Raw genomic sequence first — 18,659 nt, 5'->3', positions numbered from 1 at the left:
TGCGCCGCCGGAGCGGCGGCGGCCCGGCCGGTGGGCCGAACGGGTGAGGCCCGCACCCTTGCGGGATGCGGGCCTCGGGAGTCCGTGCGGGTCAGGCGCCGATGGCGTGCAGACCGCCGTCCACGTGGATGATCTCGCCGGTGGTCTTCGGGAACCAGTCGCTCAGCAGGGCGACGATGCCCTTGCCGGCCGGCTCCGGGTCCTTGAGGTCCCACTCCAGCGGGGAGCGGTGGTCCCAGACGGCGGCCAGGTCGCTGAAGCCCGGGATGGACTTGGCGGCCATGGAGGCGAGCGGGCCGGCGGAGATGAGGTTGCAGCGGATGTTCTGCTTGCCCAGGTCGCGGGCGACGTAGCGGCTGGTGGCCTCCAGGGCGGCCTTGGCCGGGCCCATCCAGTCGTACTGCGGCCAGGCGTACTGGGCGTCGAAGGTGAGGCCGACGACCGAGCCGCCGTTCTGCATCAGCGGCAGGCAGGCCATGGTCAGCGACTTCAGGGAGTACGCGGAGACGTGCATGGCGGTGGCGACGGACTCGAACGGCGTGTTGAGGAAGTTGCCGCCGAGCGCGTCCTGGGGGGCGAAGCCGATGGAGTGGACGACGCCGTCGAGGCCGCCGAGCTCCTCGCCGACGAGGTCGGCAAGGCGGCCGAGGTGCTCGTCGTTGGTGACGTCGAGCTCGATGACCTTGGTGGGCTTCGGCAGCTTCTTGGCGATGCGCTCGGTCAGTGTGGGCCGCGGGAACGCCGTGAGGATGATCTCGGCACCCTGCTCCTGGGCCAGCTTGGCCGCGTGGAAGGCGATGGAGGACTCCATCAGCACACCCGTGATCAGGATGCGCTTGCCCTCAAGGATTCCACTCATGGTGATCAGTGACCCATTCCCAGTCCGCCGTCAACGGGGATGACGGCTCCAGTGATGTACGAGGCGTCGTCCGAGGCGAGGAACCGCACCGTCGCGGCGACCTCCTCGGGCTCCGCGTACCGGCCGAGCGGCACCTGCGACACGATGGTGGCGCGCTGCTCGTCGGTGAGCACCTTGGTCATGTCGGTGTCGACGAAGCCGGGCGCGACGACGTTGAAGGTGATGTTGCGCGAGCCCAGCTCACGGGCGAGGGAGCGCGCGAAGCCGACCAGGGCGGCCTTGGAGGCGGCGTAGTTGGCCTGGCCGGGGCCGCCGTAGAGGCCGACGACCGAGGAGATGAGGACGACGCGGCCCTTCTTGGCGCGCAGCATGCCGCGGTTGGCGCGCTTGACGACCCGGAAGGTGCCGGTGAGGTTGGTGTCGATGACCGAGGTGAAGTCCTCCTCGGACATGCGCATCAGGAGCGTGTCCTTGGTGATGCCGGCGTTGGCGATCAGGACCTCGACCGGGCCGTGCGCGTCCTCGATCTCCTTGTAGGCCTGCTCCACCTGCTCGGAGTCGGTGATGTCGCACTTGACGGCGAGGCAGCCGAGTTCCTTGAGGACGGCCGGCGGCTCACCCGAGCGGTACGTGATGGCAACCTTGTCGCCGTTGTCGGCGAAAGCGCGGGCGATGGCGAGGCCGATGCCCCGGTTGCCTCCAGTGACGAGAACCGAGCGGCTCAACGGATCACCCTTTCGTTCGGTCTGACCACCCGCCCGAGCAGCTGGCATGACAGGCGGCTTCATCGAAAACCTATCGGTCCCGCCATCGCCGCGGGCAAGCGGGCACCGACAGTGGCTCGGGAGTGTCACTGTCGGGTCCCTACAGAAAGGCGCGACGCCAGGCCGAAACCTGTGGTCCGCGCGCCCGCGGGCGCGACATGATCGGACGGACAGGCCACGACAGCAGGGAGACCTCCGTGCCTCATTCCATCGACGAAGCCTTTACGGCGCTTCCGCTACGGGCCCTGGCCGACGCCGCGCTGGCACGCGCGCGTGCGCTCGGGGCCGAGCACGCGGACTTCCGGTTCGAGCGGGTGCGCAGCGCGTCCTGGCGGCTCCGGGACGCCAAGCCCGCCGGATCGTCGGACACCACCGACCTCGGGTACGCGGTCCGGGTCGTGCACGGCGGTACCTGGGGCTTCGCGTCGGGGGTCGACCTGACCCTCGACGCGGCCGCCAAGGTCGCCTCGCAGGCGGTGGCGATGGCGAAGCTCTCGGCGCAGGTCATCAAGGCCGCCGGGTCCGACGAGCGGGTGCAGCTGGCCGACGAGCCGGTGCACGCGGAGAAGACGTGGATCTCGTCGTACGAGATCGATCCGTTCTCCGTGCCGGACGAGGAGAAGGCGGCGCTGCTCGCGGAGTGGAGCGCGCGGCTGCTGGCGGCGAACGGCGTCAGCCACGTCGACGCCTCGCTGCTCACCGTGCACGAGAACAAGTTCTACGCGGATACGGCCGGGACCGTGACGACCCAGCAGCGGGTGCGACTGCATCCGGAGCTGACAGCGGTGTCGGTCGACGATTCCAGCGGTGAGTTCGACTCGATGCGGACCGTCGCACCGCCGGTCGGCCGCGGCTGGGAGTACCTCACCGGCACCGGCTGGGACTGGGACACCGAGCTGGAGCAGATCCCGGAGCTGCTGGCCGAGAAGATGCGGGCGCCGAGCGTCGAGGCCGGTCTGTACGACCTGGTGGTCGATCCCTCCAACCTGTGGCTGACCATCCACGAGTCCATCGGCCACGCCACCGAGCTGGACCGCGCACTCGGCTACGAGGCCGCCTACGCCGGTACCTCCTTCGCCACCTTCGACCAGCTCGGCAAGCTGAAGTACGGCTCCGAGCTGATGAACGTCACCGGCGACCGCACCGCCGAGCACGGCCTCGCGACCATCGGCTACGACGACGAGGGCGTCGCGGGCCAGTCCTGGGACCTGGTGAAGGACGGCACGCTCGTCGGCTACCAGCTGGACCGCAGGATCGCGCGGCTGACCGGCTTCGACCGCTCCAACGGATGCGCCTACGCCGACTCCCCCGGACACGTCCCCGTGCAGCGCATGGCCAACGTGTCCCTGCAGCCGGACCCGGCCGGGCTGGCGACGGAGGACCTGATCGGCGGGGTCGACCGCGGGATCTATGTGGTCGGCGACCGCTCCTGGTCCATCGACATGCAGCGCTACAACTTCCAGTTCACCGGCCAGCGGTTCTTCAGGATCGAGAACGGCCGGATCACCGGGCAGCTGCGCGATGTCGCCTACCAGGCGACGACCACCGACTTCTGGGGCTCCATGGCGGCCGTCGGCGGCCCCCAGACGTACGTCCTCGGCGGCGCCTTCAACTGCGGCAAGGCCCAGCCGGGGCAGGTCGCCGCCGTGTCGCACGGCTGCCCCTCGGCCCTCTTCAAGGGCGTCAACATCCTCAACACCACGCAGGAGGCCGGTCGATGAGCGTCAGTGCAGGACTCGGCCGGGGGTCCGGGGGTTGCCTCCCGGGAAAGCACAGTCTCAACACCACGCAGGAGGCCGGTCGATGAGCGTCAGTGCAGGACTCGGCCGGGGGTCCGGGGGTTGCCTCCCGGGAAAGCACAGTCTCAACACCACGCAGGAGGCCGGTCGATGAGCGCCCGTAGCAGCAAGCCGCACGAGATCGTCGAGCGCGCTCTGGAGCTGTCGCGGGCCGACGGCTGTGTGGTCATCGCCGACGAGCACTCCACCGCCAACCTGCGCTGGGCCGGCAACGCGCTCACCACGAACGGCGTCACGCGCGGCCGTTCGCTCACCGTCGTCGCGACGGTCGACGGCAAGGAGGGCACCGCCTCGGGCGTGGTGTCCCGGGCGGCCGTGACCGCGGACGACCTGGAGCCGCTGGTGCGGGCCGCCGAGGCCGCCGCGCGCGGTGCCGGGCCCGCCGAGGACGCCCAGCCGCTGGTCACCGGCGTAACTGAGGCTCCGGACTTCACGGACGCGCCCGCCGAGACCTCCTCCGCCGTGTTCGCCGACTTCGCCCCGGCGCTCGGCGAGGCCTTCGCACGCGCGCGTGCCGGCGGTCGCGAGCTGTACGGCTTCGCCAACCACGAGCTGGTGTCGACGTACGTGGGCACCTCGACCGGGCTGCGGCTGCGGCACGACCAGCCCACCGGCACGCTGGAGCTGAACGCCAAGTCGCCGGACCGTACGCGCTCGGCCTGGGCCGGGCGGTCCACGCGGGACTTCAAGGACGTCGACCCCGGCGCGCTCGACGCCGAGCTCGCCGTACGGCTGGGCTGGGCCGAGCGGCGCGTGGACCTCCCGGCCGGCCGGTACGAGACGCTGCTGCCGCCGACCGCCGTCGCCGACCTGCTGATCTACCAGCTGTGGTCGGCGTCCGGGCGGGACGCGGCAGAAGGAAGGACGGTGTTCTCCAAGCCGGGCGGCGGCACCCGGGTCGGCGAGAAGCTGACCGATCTGCCGCTGACCCTGCGCAGCGACCCGAACGAGCCGGGTCTGGAGTGCGCGCCCTTCGTCGTCGCACACTCCTCCGGCGGAGACCAGTCGGTCTTCGACAACGGGCTGCCGGTCGCCCCCACCGAGTGGATCGCGGGCGGCAGGCTGGAGCACCTGACGACCACCCGGCACAGCGCGGGCCTCACCGGGCTGCCGGTCGCCCCGGCGGGCGGCAACCTGATCCTCGACGGCGGCCAGGACCGCTCCCTGGAGGACATGGTCGCGTCGACCGAGCGCGGGCTGCTGCTGACCTGTCTCTGGTACATCCGCGAGGTCGACCCGGCGACGCTGCTGCTCACGGGCCTGACCCGGGACGGCGTCTACCTGGTGGAGAACGGCCAGGTCACCGGGCAGGTGAACAACTTCCGGTTCAACGAGTCGCCGGTGGACCTGCTGGGGCGGGCGGCCGAGGCCGGGCGCACGGAAAAGACGCTGCCGAGGGAGTGGAGCGACTGGTTCACTAGGACGGCGATGCCCGCGCTGCGCGTGCCCGACTTCAATATGAGCTCTGTCAGTCAGGGCGTATAACCTCGTAGCCGGTGGTCGTACGACTGCCCGAAGATCATCCAGAGATCTGCCGAAGATCGCTCAAGGAGATACGAGAACCGTGACGGACATCGTCGACGAGCTGAAGTGGCGGGGGCTGTTCGCCCTGTCCACTGACGAGGACGCTTTGCGCAAGGCGCTCGCGGACGGTCCCGTCACGTTCTATTGCGGTTTCGACCCGACCGCGCCGTCCCTGCACGTCGGGCATCTGGTGCAGGTGCTCACCGTGCGCCGGCTCCAGCAGGCCGGTCACCGGCCGCTGGCTCTGGTGGGCGGTGCGACGGGTCTGATCGGCGACCCGCGCCCGACGGCCGAGCGCACGCTCAACGACCCCGAGACGGTCGCCGGCTGGGTCGGCAGGCTGCGCGCCCAGATCGAGCCGTTCCTGTCCTTCGAGGGCGAGAACGCGGCCGTCATGGTCAACAACCTCGACTGGACCGAGGGCCTGTCCGCGATCGAGTTCCTGCGGGACATCGGCAAGCACTTCCGCGTCAACAAGATGCTGACCAAGGACTCCGTGGCGCGCCGCCTGGAGTCCGACCAGGGCATCAGCTACACGGAGTTCAGCTACCAGATCCTCCAGGGCATGGACTTCCTCCAGCTGTTCCGGCTGTACGGCTGCACGCTCCAGCAGGGCGGCAGCGATCAGTGGGGCAACCTCACGGCGGGTCTGGACCTGATCCACCGCCTGGAGCCGCACGCCAGCGTGCACGCGCTGGCGACGCCGCTGATGACCAAGGCGGACGGCACGAAGTTCGGCAAGACCGAGGGCGGAGCCATCTGGCTCGACGCCGAGATGACGACGCCGTACGCGTTCTACCAGTTCTGGCTGAACGTGGACGACCGGGACATCTCGACGTACATGCGGATCCTGTCCTTCAAGTCCCCTGCGGAGCTTGAGGAACTGGAGAAGCAGACCGAGGAGCGTCCGCAGGCGCGGGCCGCTCAGCGGGCGCTGGCCGAGGAGCTGACCACGCTGGTGCACGGCGCCGACCAGACGGCTGCCGTGATGGCCGCGTCCCGTGCCCTCTTCGGGCAGGGCGAGCTGGCGGAGCTGGACGATCGGACGCTGGCCGCGGCGCTGTCCGAGGTGCCGCATGTCAAGGTCGCCGAGCTGGGTCCGGTGGTCGACCTGTTCGCCGAGGTCGGGCTGGTGGCCTCCAAGTCCGCCGCGCGGCGGACCGTGAAGGAGGGCGGGGCCTACGTGAACAACGTGAAGGTGACCGCCGAGGACGCGGTGCCGGAGCCTGCGGAGCTGCTGCACGGGCGGTGGCTGGTGCTGCGGCGGGGGAAGAAGAACCTGGCGGCGGTGGAGGTCGTCGGTTCGTGAGCGCCATGGGGGTGCGGGTGTTCTGCGGGCCGCGCGTGCGTCGTGGCTGGTCGCGCAGTTCCCCGCGCCCCTAAAGGGGCGCTCCAGCCGGGGGCGCTCTCAGATGCGCTGCTTTCGTTTCCCCAGTGTCGCCGTGTACGCCATGTCGCCCAGGAAGACGATGATGATCGCCGCCACCAGCTGGAACAGGTGGCGGGTCCAGTCGATGCCCGGTGTCGCCGCCACGCCCACCGCGCGGGCGATCGCGTTGCCGGCGACGGCGCCCAGGATGCCGAAGATGGTCGTCAGCCAGAGGGGGCTGTGCTGCTTGCCCGGGATGACCGCCTTCGCGATCAGGCCCAGCACGAAACCCACGATGATCGCCCACAACCAGCCCATGACTGCCTCCTCGTACGGCTCGACGTGAGCATTACGCCAAGTCTCGGTCCGTACGCCGTACGGCGCATGTCGGTACGGCCGTACGCGCTACGGCGCAGGGCGTTCACGCAGGCGGGAGGGCGACCCGGTCTCGAAGGCGGCGCAGGCGCGGCGTAACGTGGGAAGCGTCCTGGCCCGGGTCCCCGAGCGGGTGCGGACCGGGTACGGGCCGGGGTGAGTCCGATGCGGGCGAATGGTGGAATGTGATGCGGAAGCAGCGCGGCGACGGCAACGTCCAGGTGTTCCGGATCACCGGAGCCCGCACCGGCCTGGCGGAGGACGTACGCGGCCGGCAGCGACGGTACATCATCTCGATGACCATCCGGACCATGTCGGTGATCCTCGCGGTGACGTTGTGGAACGTCGAACGGTACGTCGCCGTCGTGGCCTTGGTGCTCGGGGCGCTGCTCCCCTATGTCGCCGTGGTGATCGCCAACGCCGGACGGGAACGGCCGCCGTCGCTTCCGTCGACCTTCGGGGTCGCGCCGACCCGGCTGGGGGCACCTCCCACGCTTTCGGCAGTGGGGGAGATCGCGCCGCCGCGGGCGGAGGCGACCCATGCGGAATCCGTCCCGGAGGACGTGGTGGCGGACCCGGCGGCGGGGGCGGTGAGCGGCGAGCGTCCGGAGTCGGTCTGAGGATCGGGACCCGTCGCGGACAGGCGGCGACTCCACGCGAAGCTCAAGAAATGCTCAGATCTATCGTGCTGTTCCAGTGCCGGGCCAAGGGTGACCCGTGACATACTGCGTACGCGCTCCGCATCCCCCGTCGGAGCGACGGACCGACGCCGGGCAGCTCCCCCCGTGGCTGCTCGGCGTCGCCTTGTTTGCGGGGCTTTTTTGCGAGACTGCGAGACGAAGCAGTGAGTGACGTCATTTGTTCAGCGAAGGGCTGTCGCGCCGACGCCGTGTGGGTGCTGGCGTGGAACAACCCGAAGATCCACACGCCGGAGCGGCGCAAGACCTGGCTCGCCTGTGAGGAGCACCGGGAGCATCTCTCGCAGTTCCTGGGGGTGCGGGGGTTCTTGAAGGACGTCGTGCTGTTGCGGGAGTGGGAGTCTGAGTCGCCCGAGCGGGCCGAGTAGGCCGGGCTAGCCGCCGATCGCGGACATCGGGCGGTCCGGCTGCACGAACGCCGGATCGTCCAGTCCCGCCCCCGCCTTCTTCCCCCACATCGCCAGCCGCCAGCGGCGGGCGATCTCCTCGTCCGGCGCGTCCGAGCGGAGCGCACCGCGCAGGTCCGTCTCCTCCCGCGCGAACAGGCAGGTCCGTATCTGGCCGTCGGCCGTGAGGCGGGTGCGGTCGCAGGCCGCGCAGAACGGGCGGGTGACCGAGGCGATGACGCCGACGCGGTGCGGGCCGCCGTCGACCAGCCAGCGCTCCGCCGGGGCCGAGCCGCGGTCGTCCGCGCCCTCGGAGGTGAGGTCGAAGCGGGTGCGCAGCGAGGCGAGGATGTCCCCGGCCGTCACCATGCTGTCGCGCTTCCAGCCGTGCTGGGCGTCCAGGGGCATCTGCTCGATGAAGCGCAGCTCGTAGCCGTGGGCCACCGCCCAGGCAAGCAGGTCGGGGGCCTCGTCCTCGTTCAGCCCCGGCATCAGGACCGTGTTGACCTTGACCGGGGTGAGGCCGGCGTCGTGGGCGGCCCGGAGGCCGTCCAGGACGTCCTGGTGGCGGTCGCGGCGGGTGAGGGTCTTGAAGACGTCCGGGCGGAGGGTGTCCAGGGAGACGTTGACCCGGTCCAGGCCGGCTGCCTTCAGGGCCGTCGCGGTGCGGCGCAGGCCGATGCCGTTGGTCGTCAGGGACATCCGGGGGCGGGGGGCCAGGGCCGCCACCCGCTCCACTATGCCGACCAGCCCCGGACGCAGCAGCGGCTCGCCCCCGGTGAAGCGGACCTCCTCGACGCCCAGCAGGCGGACGGCGATGTCGATCAGCCGGACGATCTCGTCGTCCGTGAGCAGGTCGGGCTTGGCCAGCCACTGCAGCCCCTCCTCGGGCATGCAGTACGTACAGCGCAGATTGCACCGGTCGGTCAGCGAGACCCTCAGGTCGGTGGCCACCCGGCCATAGGTGTCGATGAGCACGTGGGCCCCCTCCCGCGTCCGAACCAGTTCTTTCCCGTCACCTGCGAGCCTACGTGACACCACTGACATCGCGACGGGCCCGATGCCACGAGGTACGACGCGGCCGCGTCGTAGGACTCTACGATCCCGTCGACGCGGCCAGTCGTACGAAGCTCAGTGCGCTCCGGTACCTGTCAGGGACCGCACCTCCAGCTCCGCGTACTTCTCGGCGTCCGGGGCCTCCTTGGACAGCAGAGTGCCCACGACGCCGAGGAGGAAGCCGACCGGGATCGAGATGATGCCCGGGTTCTCCAGCGGGAACCAGTGGAAGTCGACGTGCGGGAACATCGACGTCTCCTTGCCGGACACCACCGGCGAGAACAGCACCAGGCCGACCGCGGTGACCAGGCCGCCGTAGATCGACCAGAGCGCTCCGGCGGTGGTGAACCGCTTCCAGAAGAGGCTGTAGAGGATGGTCGGCAGATTGGCGGAGGCGGCGACCGCGAAGGCGAGGGCGACCAGGCCGGCGACGTTCAGGTCGCGGGCCAGCGCGCCGAGAAGGATGGAGACGGCGCCGATGCCGACCGTGGCGTACCGGGCGGCGTTGATCTCCTGCTTCTCGGTGGCCTGGCCCTTCTTGATGACGTTGGCGTAGATGTCGTGCGCGAAGGACGACGAGGACGCCAGGGTGAGGCCCGCGACCACCGCGAGGATCGTCGCAAAGGCCACCGCCGAGATCGTGGCCAGCAGGATCGCGCCCCAGTTGGAGTCGACGCCGCCCAGGTGGAGGGCGAGGAGGGGGGCCGCGGTGTTGCCGGACTTGTTGGACGCGATGATCTCGTCCGGTTTGATCAGCGCGGCCGCGCCGAAGCCGAGGGCGAGGGTCATCAGGTAGAAGGCGCCGATCAGGCCGATCGCCCAGAGGACCGACTTCCGGGCCGCCTTGGCGGTGGGCACGGTGTAGAAGCGGATCAGGATGTGCGGCAGGCCGGCGGTGCCGAGGACCAGGGCGATGCCGAGGGAGAGGAAGTCCAGCTTGCTGGTGCCGGTGGCGCCGTACTTGAGGCCGGGCTCCAGGAAGGCGGCGCCCTTGCCGCTGTTGTCGGCGGCCTTGCCGAGCAGGTCGGAGACGTTGAAGTGGAACTTGGCCAGGACCATGAAGGTCAGCAGCAGGGCGCCCGCGATGAGCAGCACGGCCTTGACCATCTGGACCCAGGTGGTGCCCTTCATGCCGCCGATGGTGACGTAGACGATCATCAGGACGCCGACCAGGGCGACGATGCCGATCTTGCCGCCGTCGCTGGTGATGCCGAGGAGGAGGGAGACGAGGACGCCCGCTCCCGCCATCTGGGCCAGCAGGTAGAAGATCGAGACGACGATGGTCGAGGTGCCGGCGGCGGTCCGGACCGGGCGCTGGCGCATGCGGTAGGCCAGCACGTCGCCCATGGTGTAGCGGCCGGAGTTGCGCAGCGGCTCGGCGACCAGGAGCAGGGCGACGAGCCAGGCGACCAGGAAGCCGATGGAGTACAGGAAGCCGTCGTAACCGAAGAGGGCGATGGCGCCGGCGATGCCGAGGAAGGACGCGGCGGACATGTAGTCGCCGGAGACGGCGAGGCCGTTCTGGAAGCCGGTGAACTGGCGGCCGCCCGCGTAGAAGTCGGCGGCGTCCTTGGTCTGGCGGCCCGCCCAGATGGTGATGACGAGGGTCGCGGCGACGAACACCGCGAACAGGGTGATGATCAGGGTCCGGTGCTCGCTGGCCTCGCCGGCCGCCAGCGTGATCGCGGGGCTCATGCGCCGCCCTCCATCCGGGACTTGATGGCCTCGGCCTTGGGGTCGAGCTTGGCGGCGGCGTGCCGGGCGTACCACCAGGCGATGAGGAACGTGGTGAGGAACTGGGCGAGGCCGAGGACCAGGGCCACGTTGATGTTGCCGACGACCTTGGTGCCCATGAAGTCGTCCGCGTAGCTGGAGAGCAGGACGTACAGCAGGTACCAGGCGATGAAGGCGAAGGTCAGCGGGAAGGCGAAGGAGCGGTAGGAGTGCCGCAGTTCGGCGAACTCCGGACTCTGCTGCATCTCGGCGAACTCCTCGCCGGAGGGAAGCCGGGTCTGCGTTTTCGAGGGCGGTGGTGTCTCGGTGGCCACGGAGTCTCCTCGCGATACGGACATGCGGATTCTGACCTCACAGACATTTGGACCACTCACTCTGAGTGTCACAGCGGCTCCGGTGAGTGATTCCGACGGGGGGCCTCGATCCTGCTGCGGCTCCCTCCTCAAGGTCACGGCGCCACGCGTGGACGGGTTCAACTCGCCCGGGTTCTTTCGGAAGTCGTCGGCGCAAGTCGCCTCCGGTCATTGCTGGCCGGTGAGTGCGGGAGATAGCTTCGGCCCTGCACCACCCGTCATGTACCTGCCCAAGCGCCACTCGCGTCCTGGGCGGGCCCGTTCTCGGTTGATGTTCCGGATGATGTGGAGACCCCATGGCTCATCTGCGTTCCAGGTGCGGGCCGGCGCTCGCCGCCCCGGTGGTCCTGTCGCCGACCGCCCGGGCGACGTCGGCGGCGGACGGGCCGAACCCGGCCTGCGTCGTCAACACCAGGACGGACCGCGACACGATCGAGTCGGTGCAGCGGGTGATCGCGCGCAACGCCGGCACGATCATCGCGACGTACGACAAGATCGGCGTGATCGTCGCGCACTCGGCGGACCCGGACTTCGGCGCGGCCACGCTCAATGCGGCGTCGGCGGGCGACTCGAACGACGACCTCGACGCACACGCCCTCACGGACGACTCCGGCCCGGACGACTCGACGGCCGCCCCCCGGACGGTCGACCCGCACGCCACTCCGGCCCGGTTGCCGGCCCTCCTGAAGGCCGAGGCGGACAACCCGGACTGCCCGGACCGCCCGGCCGGCCCGTACGACGGGGACGGCGACGGCATCGTCGACGCCGCCTGCGTGGGCGGCAAGGACGTCGACGGCTTCCACGGATCCGGTGTCGTCGACGCGCTGCGCGCGGTCAAGTAGTCACCGGAGAGCAGGACTTCCCGCACGGCATGCCCGTTCCGCGAACGAACTGGAGACCTCAGATGACCGCGCCCAAGCCGCGCTACCGTCGCGTCCTCGCCCTCCCGCTCGGTATGGCCATGGCCACGGCCCTCGCCTTCCTGCCCAACGTCTCGGCGTCCGCCGCCGACACCGGCGCGGCCGATGCCGCAGCCGCGTCCGCAGCCGCGTCCGCGGCCGCCGCCGACGGCACGACGTCCCTCAGCTATGTCGTCAACGTCCGTCCCGGACACGGCACTTCCGAGCGCGTCCAGAAGGCGATCGAGCGGGCCGGCGGTTCGGTGGTGATCGCGTACGACGAGATCGGTGTGATCGTCGTCCACTCGTCGAACGCCGACTTCGCCAAGATCATCCGCAAGGTGCCCGGCGTGGAGTCCGCCGGGAACACCCGCAACGCGCCGCTGCCCGCCCAGTCGACCACCGACGTCGGCACACCGGAGGTGCTCAGCGCCGAGCAGGTCTCGGAGGCGGACGCCCAGGCGACCGACGGTCAGGACCCCCTGGAGCCGCTGCAGTGGGACCTGCCGGCCATCAAGGCGGACAAGGCGCACGAGAAGACCCTGGGCAGCTCGAAGGTCACCGTCGCCGTCATCGACACCGGCGTCGACGACACCCACCCGGACATCGCCCCGAACTTCTCCGCCGCGCAGTCCACCAACTGCGTCACCGGCAAGCCGGACACGACGTACGGCGCCTGGCGGCCCACCGCGGCCGAGAGCCCGCACGGCACGCACGTGGCGGGCGAGATCGCGGGCGCCAAGAACGGGATCGGCATCACCGGCGTGGCGCCGGGCGTCAAGGTGGCCGGCATCAAGGTCGCCACCACCGCCGGGTACTTCTACACGGAGGCCGTGGTCTGCGGCTTCGTGTGGGCGGCCGAGCACCACATCGATGTCACCAACAACAGCTATTACACCGACCCCTGGTACTTCAACTGCACCGACGACCCGGACCAGAAGGCGCTCGTCGACGCCATCACCCGGGCCTCGCAGTTCGCGGAGCGCAAGGGCACGGTCAATGTGGCGGCGGCCGGCAACGAGAGCTACGACCTGGCCTCCCACTCGATCACCGACCCGGTCTCGCCGAACGACGGCACACCCACCGACCGGGTGATCGACCCGCACACGTGCTTCGACATACCGACCCAGCTGCCGGGTGTCGTCACGGTCGCGGCGACCGGCGCGAAGGGCCTCAAGTCGTCGTTCTCCAACTACGGCCTCGGAGTCATCGACATCGCCGCGCCCGGCGGCGACGCGACGGCCTACCAGGCGCCGGAGCCCCCCGCCACCAGCGGCCTGATCCTGGGCCCGCTGCCGGGCGGCAGGTGGGGCTACATGGCGGGTACGTCGATGGCGACCCCGCATGTGGTCGGTGTCGCCGCATTGATCAAGTCAACCCATCCGCACGCCTCCGCCGCCCTGGTGAAGGCCCTGCTGTACGCCGAGGCGACCGCCACGCCGTGCACCGACCCGTACGACATCAACGGTGACGGCAAGATCGACGCGGTGTGCGAGGGCTCCAAGAACCGCAACGGCTTCTACGGCTGGGGCACCGCCGACGCACTGGCGGCGGTGACCAGGTAGGTACATATATTGATCCAGTCAATAATGCATAGTGCAGTCATGACTGGAATCAAGTACGCATGGTCCGCGCTGGGCGGCGATCCGACGCTGCCCGCGCGGGTCACGACCGTGACGCGCACGGGCACGCTCCCGGCACACCTTCCGGTACAGCGGCTCGCCCGCGCCTGCGTCGGCGTGTGCGCGCTGGCCGCCGCCGAGCTGGGAGCACGGCGGACCGGGGCCGCGGAGGTGCCCGGGGTCCGGGTGGACGACGGTGCCGTGGCGACGGCCTTCACCAGTGAGCGGCACCTGCTGGTCGACGGGCGGGCGCCCGTGCAGTTCGCCCCGCTGTCCCGGTTCTGGCGCGCGACCGACGGGTGGGTCCGCACCCACGCCAACTACCCGCATCACAGAGCCCGGTTGCTGGGCGCGCTGGGCCTCCCGGGAGACGCCGCCCCGGAGGAGGCCGCGGCCCGGATCGCCGGGCGGCCCGCGCTGGAGGTGGAGGAGGCCGTCTACGCCGCCGGCGGGCTCGCCGTGGCGCTGCGCTCGCCCAAGGAGTGGGCCGCGCACGAGCAGGCCGTCGAGGTGGCCGCGCGTCCCTTGATCGAGCGGGGACGCCTGGACGCGGCGCACGCGCGCGTGCTCCCGCCGCTCGACGCCGGCGCCGCTCCCCTGCTGCCCGCCGCCGGCCTGCGCGTCCTGGACCTGACCCGGGTCCTGGCCGGCCCGGTCGCCACCCGCACCCTCGGGCTGCTGGGCGCCGACGTCCTGCGCCTGGACGCGCCATGGCTGCCCGAACTCGCCGACCAGCACGCCGACACGGGCTTCGGGAAACGCTCGGCGACGCTCGACCTGACGACGGACCGGGCGGCCTTCGAGGAGCTGCTGGCCGCGGCGGACGTCGTGGTCACCGGCTACCGGCCGGGCGCCCTGGACCGGTTCGGGCTCTCCCCCGAGGCGCTGGCCGAACGGCGGCCCGGGCTGGTCGTGGCCCAGGTGTCGGCGTGGGGCGCGTACGGGCCGTGGGGCGGGCGGCGCGGCTTCGACAGCCTGGTCCAGGTCGCCACCGGCATCGCGGAGATCGAGGGTTCGGCGGACCGGCCGGGCGCGCTGCCCGCGCAGGCGCTGGACCACGGCACCGGCTACCTGCTGGCGGCCGGCGTGCTGCGGGCGCTGACCGAGCAGTCCTACGACGGCGGCAGCAGGTTCGTACGGCTGGCTCTGGCGCGGACCGCGCGGTGGCTCACGGAGGAGGTGGAGCCGGGTTCCGAGACCGGTGAGCCGTACCACGGGCCGGACGCCTGGCTCGCCGAGACGGACAGCGCGCTGGGGCGGCTGCGGTACGCGCGGCCGCCGGTGTCCTTCGCGGGCGGACCGGCCGACTGGGCCCGGCCTCCGGTGCCTTGGGGGTCGTGTCCGGTCCGCTGGGCATGACCGTACGCGCCAGGTGGCCGGAAACGTATGAATGGGTGGTATGCCGGTCCGCCAGCTGTTTTCCTGTACTTGCCCGCTTCTGTCATGGCTGGTGGAGATCAGGGGGGCCGTTGACACGACCGACCGCCGAGGTGGCCGCGAGCGGCCCCGCGAGACGCCCGGGGACCTGGCGGGCCGTCGCCGTCCTGGTGCTGGTGGCGGTGGCCGCGCTGGTGCCGCTGCTCGGGCCGTCCATGGCGCTGCGGGGCACCGGGGAGGCCGCGGCGCCCGGGGTGGGCGGTATCGCCCTGCTGCGCGGGGTGCTGTTCGCCGCCCTGTGCGTGCCGTCGGGTGAGCTGTTCGTGGACCGGCTGGCGCGCCGGCTGCCGGACGCGCCGCCCGAACGGCCGTCCAGCTGGGCGGTGTTCGCGGCCGTCGCCGGTTTCGTCGCCGCACTGGGGCTCGCGTCGGTCGTGTCGACGGGCAACCTGGTGCCGCGCTCTCTCGCCGACATCGACGTGGGCGGCCTGTACCAGTCGCGCGACGGCAAGTTGGCGCTGATCGAGGTCAACGCCTTTCTGCTGGCCGGTCTGTGCGCCCGCTCGCGCCGCCCGGCGGCCCAGGCGTGGCCGCTGGCGGCGGTGGCCGTCGCCGAGGCGCTGCGCGCCCATCCCGCGCCCGAGCACGGTCCGTTGCTCGGCTCCGCGCTGACGCTGGTGCATCTGACGTGCACGACGCTGTGGGCGGGCGGTCTGCTGCACGCGCTGCGCATGCTGCGCCGGTGGCACGGCCGGGAGGCCGGGGCGGCACTGCTCGGGCTCTACGCGCGCGTGGCGGGCGTACTGCTCGCGGCCATCACCGCGACGGGCGTGTGGAGTTCGCTGCGGCGGATGCCCGCGGGCACGGTCCTGGACCAGCTGACGACGACGGCGTACGGGCGCACCCTGCTGGCCAAGGTGATCCTCGTCGCCGCCGTCGCCGTGCTCGCGCTGTGGGCCCGGTTCCGGCTGCGCCGGGCGGCCGACCCGCTGACCGCGTACGTCCCCGCGCGGGCCGAGGTGGCCGTGCTGGGGACGGTGGTCGCGGTGTCGGGGGTGCTGACGGCGCTGCCGCTGCCGATCAGGTGGACCTGACCCGGCTCAGCCGTTGGTGACGAGCACCTTCAGGGCGGTGCGCTCGTCCATCGCCTTGTAGCCGTCGGGCACGCCCTCGATGCCGACGGTCAGGTCGAAGACCGGCGACGGGTCGATCGTGCCGTCGAGGACGTCGGGCAGCAGGTCGGGGATGTAGGCGCGGACCGGGGCGACACCGCCGCGCAGGGCGATGTTCCGGTCGAACATGACGCCGAGGTCCAGGCCGGTGCCGCTGCCGTGCGGGACGCCGACGAAGCCGATCGCGCCGCCGTCGCGGGTGATCTCGACGGCCGTCCGCATGGACTGCTCGGTGCCGACGGCCTCGACGACGGCGTGCGCGCCCTGGCCCCTGGTGAGTTCGCGTACGGCGGCCACGGCCGCGTCCCCGCGCTCGGCGACGACGTCGGTGGCCCCGAAGCGGCGCGCGATGTCGGTGCGGACCTCGTGCCGGCCCAGTGCGATGATCCGCTCGGCACCCAGCCGCTTGGCGGCCAGCACGGCGCACAGGCCGACCGCGCCGTCGCCGACGACGGCGACCGTGGCGCCGGGCCGGGCGCCCGCGCCGAGGGCCGCGTGGTGGCCGGTGCCGAGCACGTCGGAGAGGGTGAGCAGGGCGGACAGCAGGTGGTCGTCGGAGGCCGCGTCCTTGGGCAGCCGGACCAGGGTGCCGTCGGCGAACGGGACGCGCACGGCCTCGCCCTGGCCGCCGTCGTACCCCACGGCGCCCCAGAAGCCGCCGTGCTCGCAGGACGTGGTCAGGCCCTCGCGGCAGTAGTCGCAGACGCCGTCGGACCACATGAAGGGGGCGACCACGAGGTCCCCGCGCCGCACGGTGCCCACCTCGGAGCCGGTCTCCTCGACCACGCCGAGGAACTCGTGCCCGATGCGCTGCCCCGGCTGCCGTGCCGCCTCCCCGCGGTACGCCCACAGGTCGCTGCCGCAGATGCAGGCCCGCAGCACCCGTACGACGGCGTCGGTGGGCAGCTGCACCACGGGCTCGGGCACGTCCTCCACGCGCATGTCGAACGGGGCGTGGATGGTGGTGGCGCGCATGGCGAGGGTCCTTCTCGTGCGGTGTCGTGGGTGCGCTCAGGGGGTGGTCGAGCGCACTTCACGGTACGCCGTGGCCGGTGCGGACCGCGCGTCGAGGGTGCCCCGGACCAGCAGGAACTGTGCCCCCGCATAGGTGAGCATGATCCAGAGGTCGGGGCGCGGCAGCTGCGGCCAGTCGGCGACGCCGGTCGCGATCAGCGTGTCGGAGACCATGAAGAGCGCGCCGCCGAGCCCTGCGACCGGGCCGAGCCGGGTGGCGGCGGTGTACGCCATGGCGGTGAGCAGGGTGCTGTAGCCGGCCACGGGGACGCGCAGACCGGCGGGCAGGTCGGGCCAGAGCAGGGCGACCAGGGTCACGAGGGCGGCGGCGTAGGCGAGGGCGAGGAGGCGGGCACGCCCGTGTGGCGGGCCCTGGCGGCGGAAGAGGACGAGGTAGCAGACGTGCCCGGCGGCGAAGAAGGCCATGCCCGCCATGAAGGCGGGGTCGGCGTCGGAGAGGAGCAGGACGTCGCCGCCCCAGCCGCACAGCAGGGCGGCGACGAGCAGCCGTGGGGCCCCCGCGCGGGCGGCGGACGCGGCGAGCAGGGGCATCAGGAGCACCTTGGCGGCGGCATGCCCGGTGCGGAAGCCGACGGCCAGACAGGCGAGGTCGAGGACGACGGCGAGGGCGAAGGCGGCGAGCAGCGCCCGGGACGCTCTCACGCGGCCACGGACTCCTCGGCCTGCTCCACGGCGGGCGCCGGCGCCCAGCCCGGTCCCCGGAACACCCGCCCGGCCCGCTCCCGCCAGCTGCGCGCGGCCCTGATGTCCTTGGCGATGGCGACGTACTCGTGGGTGGCCACCTTGACCGGGTTGAACGTGTTGATGTTCTTGGTCAACCCGTACACGGGCCGCTCGGTCTCCGGCACCCAGGACCCGAACAGCCGGTCCCAGATGATCAGGATCCCGCCGAAGTTGCGGTCCAGGTAGCCGCCCTGGGAGGCGTGGTGCACCCGGTGGTGGGACGGGGTGTTGAACACGAACTCGAACCACCGGGGCATCTTGTCGATGCGTTCGGTGTGGATCCAGAACTGGTAGACGAGGTTGGCGGAGGAGCAGAAGGCCAGCGCGGCGGGGTGCACGCCCACGGCCACGAGCGGGACGTAGAACGGCCAGACGGTCAGCGAGGTCCAGGGCTGGCGCAGCGCGGTGGAGAGGTTGAACTTCTTGCTGGAGTGGTGGACGACGTGACAGGCCCACAGGATGCGGATGACGTGGTGGCCGCGGTGGGACCAGTAGTAGAAGAAGTCCTGCGCGAGCAGCATCAGCGGGACGGTCCACCACAGGACGGGCACGCGCAGCGGGGTCAGCTCGTATATCGCCGTGTAGATCGCGACGATCGGGATCTTCCACACGAAGTCGAAGACGAGCGACCCGAGCCCCATGCCGATGCTGGTGGCCGCGTCCTTGGCCTGGTACCCGGCGGCATCGTCGTCGGGATGGATGCGGTAGCTGATCACCTCGATCACGGTGAGCAGCACGAAGGCGGGTATCGACCACAGCACGACATCGGGCAGGTTCGGCATGGGGGCACCGTAGAACCGCCGGTCGGCCACGGCTAGACGTTGTTACCCACAAGTATTACCTGCGGTATACGCTTGCTTGTTGGCGATCTCCGCCAACGGGCGGGCGGCCGCTAGGTGTATTGATCACGAGCT

At 71.2% G+C, this 18,659-nt stretch carries 17 protein-coding genes and 1 pseudogene; 9 read left to right on the top strand and 9 right to left on the bottom strand.

The features are described from left to right. Positions 1 to 91: 91 nt before the first annotated feature. The gene (gene fabI, locus SSP29_RS50790; RefSeq protein WP_089107826.1) at positions 92 to 859 is read right to left on the bottom strand and encodes an enoyl-ACP reductase FabI; all 768 of its coding nucleotides are present in this window, start codon (positions 857 to 859) and stop codon (positions 92 to 94) included. A 5-nt stretch (positions 860 to 864) separates the two neighbouring features. Beyond that, positions 865 to 1,584 carry a 3-oxoacyl-[acyl-carrier-protein] reductase gene (gene fabG, locus SSP29_RS50785; RefSeq protein WP_089107825.1) on the bottom strand — a complete coding sequence of 240 codons (720 nt, stop codon included), beginning with the start codon at positions 1,582 to 1,584 and terminating at the stop codon, positions 865 to 867. 236 nt (positions 1,585 to 1,820) lie between these two features. Between fabG and SSP29_RS50780 the strand changes: the two genes are divergently transcribed. The 3 genes from SSP29_RS50780 to tyrS all read left to right on the top strand — a co-directional run bounded on the left by SSP29_RS50780 (position 1,821) and on the right by tyrS (position 6,255). Next, positions 1,821 to 3,344: a TldD/PmbA family protein gene (locus SSP29_RS50780; protein ID WP_089107824.1), complete on the top strand. Its 1,524-nt coding sequence runs from the start codon at positions 1,821 to 1,823 to the stop codon at positions 3,342 to 3,344. Positions 3,345 to 3,512: 168 nt separating this feature from the next. Then, on the top strand, positions 3,513 to 4,907 hold the full coding sequence (locus SSP29_RS50775) for a metallopeptidase TldD-related protein (protein WP_089107823.1): 1,395 nt from the start codon (positions 3,513 to 3,515) through the stop codon (positions 4,905 to 4,907). Between the two features lie 79 nt (positions 4,908 to 4,986). Continuing rightward, the gene (gene tyrS / locus SSP29_RS50770; RefSeq protein WP_089107822.1) at positions 4,987 to 6,255 is read left to right on the top strand and encodes a tyrosine--tRNA ligase; all 1,269 of its coding nucleotides are present in this window, start codon (positions 4,987 to 4,989) and stop codon (positions 6,253 to 6,255) included. 99 nt (positions 6,256 to 6,354) lie between these two features. Here tyrS and SSP29_RS50765 read toward each other — a convergent pair whose 3' ends face one another. Beyond that, positions 6,355 to 6,633 (bottom strand): GlsB/YeaQ/YmgE family stress response membrane protein, encoded by a 279-nt coding sequence (locus SSP29_RS50765; protein WP_089107821.1) that lies wholly within the window; start codon positions 6,631 to 6,633, stop codon positions 6,355 to 6,357. A 245-nt stretch (positions 6,634 to 6,878) separates the two neighbouring features. On the opposite strand from SSP29_RS50765, the gene SSP29_RS60835 reads away from it, so the two are divergent. Together SSP29_RS60835 and SSP29_RS50755 are read left to right on the top strand one after the other, a co-directional pair. Then, positions 6,879 to 7,310, top strand: coding sequence for a DUF3099 domain-containing protein (locus tag SSP29_RS60835; RefSeq protein ID WP_089107820.1), 432 nt, complete (start codon positions 6,879 to 6,881; stop codon positions 7,308 to 7,310). Between the two features lie 224 nt (positions 7,311 to 7,534). After that, complete coding sequence (locus tag SSP29_RS50755; protein WP_150136552.1) at positions 7,535 to 7,756, top strand: hypothetical protein; 222 nt, start codon at positions 7,535 to 7,537, stop codon at positions 7,754 to 7,756. Between the two features lie 6 nt (positions 7,757 to 7,762). Here the strand turns inward: SSP29_RS50755 and moaA are convergent, their stop codons facing one another. The 3 genes from moaA to SSP29_RS50740 form a co-directional block, all read right to left on the bottom strand. Next, on the bottom strand, positions 7,763 to 8,752 hold the full coding sequence (gene moaA, locus SSP29_RS50750) for a GTP 3',8-cyclase MoaA (protein WP_218036985.1): 990 nt from the start codon (positions 8,750 to 8,752) through the stop codon (positions 7,763 to 7,765). Positions 8,753 to 8,905: 153 nt separating this feature from the next. Next, the gene (locus SSP29_RS50745) at positions 8,906 to 10,525 is read right to left on the bottom strand and encodes a monocarboxylic acid transporter (RefSeq protein WP_089107819.1); all 1,620 of its coding nucleotides are present in this window, start codon (positions 10,523 to 10,525) and stop codon (positions 8,906 to 8,908) included. After that, positions 10,522 to 10,878: a DUF485 domain-containing protein gene (locus SSP29_RS50740; protein WP_089107818.1), complete on the bottom strand. Its 357-nt coding sequence runs from the start codon at positions 10,876 to 10,878 to the stop codon at positions 10,522 to 10,524. The genes SSP29_RS50745 and SSP29_RS50740 overlap by 4 nt, the downstream gene beginning before the upstream one ends. A 581-nt stretch (positions 10,879 to 11,459) precedes the next feature. On the opposite strand from SSP29_RS50740, the pseudogene SSP29_RS61670 reads away from it, so the two are divergent. From SSP29_RS61670 to SSP29_RS50720, 4 genes and pseudogenes are all read left to right on the top strand, one after another. Beyond that, positions 11,460 to 11,759 (top strand): annotated as a pseudogene (locus SSP29_RS61670) (hypothetical protein); the annotation flags it as partial. 62 nt (positions 11,760 to 11,821) lie between these two features. Continuing rightward, the gene (locus tag SSP29_RS58205; RefSeq protein ID WP_089107816.1) at positions 11,822 to 13,381 is read left to right on the top strand and encodes a S8 family peptidase; all 1,560 of its coding nucleotides are present in this window, start codon (positions 11,822 to 11,824) and stop codon (positions 13,379 to 13,381) included. A gap of 39 nt (positions 13,382 to 13,420) precedes the next feature. Continuing rightward, complete coding sequence (locus SSP29_RS50725) at positions 13,421 to 14,797, top strand: CoA transferase (RefSeq protein WP_089107815.1); 1,377 nt, start codon at positions 13,421 to 13,423, stop codon at positions 14,795 to 14,797. A 110-nt stretch (positions 14,798 to 14,907) separates the two neighbouring features. Beyond that, positions 14,908 to 15,909, top strand: coding sequence for a CopD family protein (locus SSP29_RS50720; protein WP_245883606.1), 1,002 nt, complete (start codon positions 14,908 to 14,910; stop codon positions 15,907 to 15,909). Between the two features lie 6 nt (positions 15,910 to 15,915). On the opposite strand, the gene SSP29_RS50715 is transcribed toward SSP29_RS50720, so the two are convergent. From SSP29_RS50715 to SSP29_RS50705, 3 genes are read right to left on the bottom strand one after another with little or no spacing between them, the layout of a single operon-like run. Beyond that, positions 15,916 to 16,962, bottom strand: coding sequence for a zinc-dependent alcohol dehydrogenase family protein (locus SSP29_RS50715; protein ID WP_089107814.1), 1,047 nt, complete (start codon positions 16,960 to 16,962; stop codon positions 15,916 to 15,918). Positions 16,963 to 16,998: 36 nt separating this feature from the next. Then, positions 16,999 to 17,664, bottom strand: a complete 666-nt coding sequence (locus SSP29_RS50710) for a lysoplasmalogenase (RefSeq protein ID WP_089107813.1) — start codon at positions 17,662 to 17,664, stop codon at positions 16,999 to 17,001. Then, a complete protein-coding gene (locus SSP29_RS50705; RefSeq protein ID WP_089107851.1) occupies positions 17,661 to 18,527 on the bottom strand; it encodes a sterol desaturase family protein in 867 nt (288 codons plus the stop codon). Before SSP29_RS50705 ends, SSP29_RS50710 begins: the two co-directional genes overlap by 4 nt. Positions 18,528 to 18,659: the final 132 nt, after the last annotated feature.

It is taken from the genome of Streptomyces hyaluromycini (assembly GCF_002217755.1).
GTDB classification, from domain to species: Bacteria; Actinomycetota; Actinomycetes; order Streptomycetales; family Streptomycetaceae; genus Streptomyces; species Streptomyces hyaluromycini.
The sequence above is the reverse complement of the archived record's forward strand: the minus strand, read 5'-3'. Positions and strand labels throughout refer to the sequence as shown.

Excerpts from the sequence above, each read along its gene's own strand:
- SSP29_RS50705 (WP_089107851.1), bottom strand. The coding sequence starts at position 18,527 with ATGCCGAACCTGCCCGATGTCGTGCTGTGGTCGATACCCGCCTTCGTG.
- SSP29_RS50725 (WP_089107815.1), top strand. The coding sequence starts at position 13,421 with ATGACTGGAATCAAGTACGCATGGTCCGCGCTGGGCGGCGATCCGACG.
- SSP29_RS58205 (WP_089107816.1), top strand. The coding sequence starts at position 11,822 with ATGACCGCGCCCAAGCCGCGCTACCGTCGCGTCCTCGCCCTCCCGCTC.
- SSP29_RS50715 (WP_089107814.1), bottom strand. The coding sequence starts at position 16,962 with ATGCGCGCCACCACCATCCACGCCCCGTTCGACATGCGCGTGGAGGAC.
- SSP29_RS50765 (WP_089107821.1), bottom strand. The coding sequence starts at position 6,633 with ATGGGCTGGTTGTGGGCGATCATCGTGGGTTTCGTGCTGGGCCTGATC.
- SSP29_RS60835 (WP_089107820.1), top strand. The coding sequence starts at position 6,879 with ATGCGGAAGCAGCGCGGCGACGGCAACGTCCAGGTGTTCCGGATCACC.
- SSP29_RS50745 (WP_089107819.1), bottom strand. The coding sequence starts at position 10,525 with ATGAGCCCCGCGATCACGCTGGCGGCCGGCGAGGCCAGCGAGCACCGG.
- fabI (WP_089107826.1), bottom strand. The coding sequence starts at position 859 with ATGAGTGGAATCCTTGAGGGCAAGCGCATCCTGATCACGGGTGTGCTG.
- SSP29_RS50775 (WP_089107823.1), top strand. The coding sequence starts at position 3,513 with ATGAGCGCCCGTAGCAGCAAGCCGCACGAGATCGTCGAGCGCGCTCTG.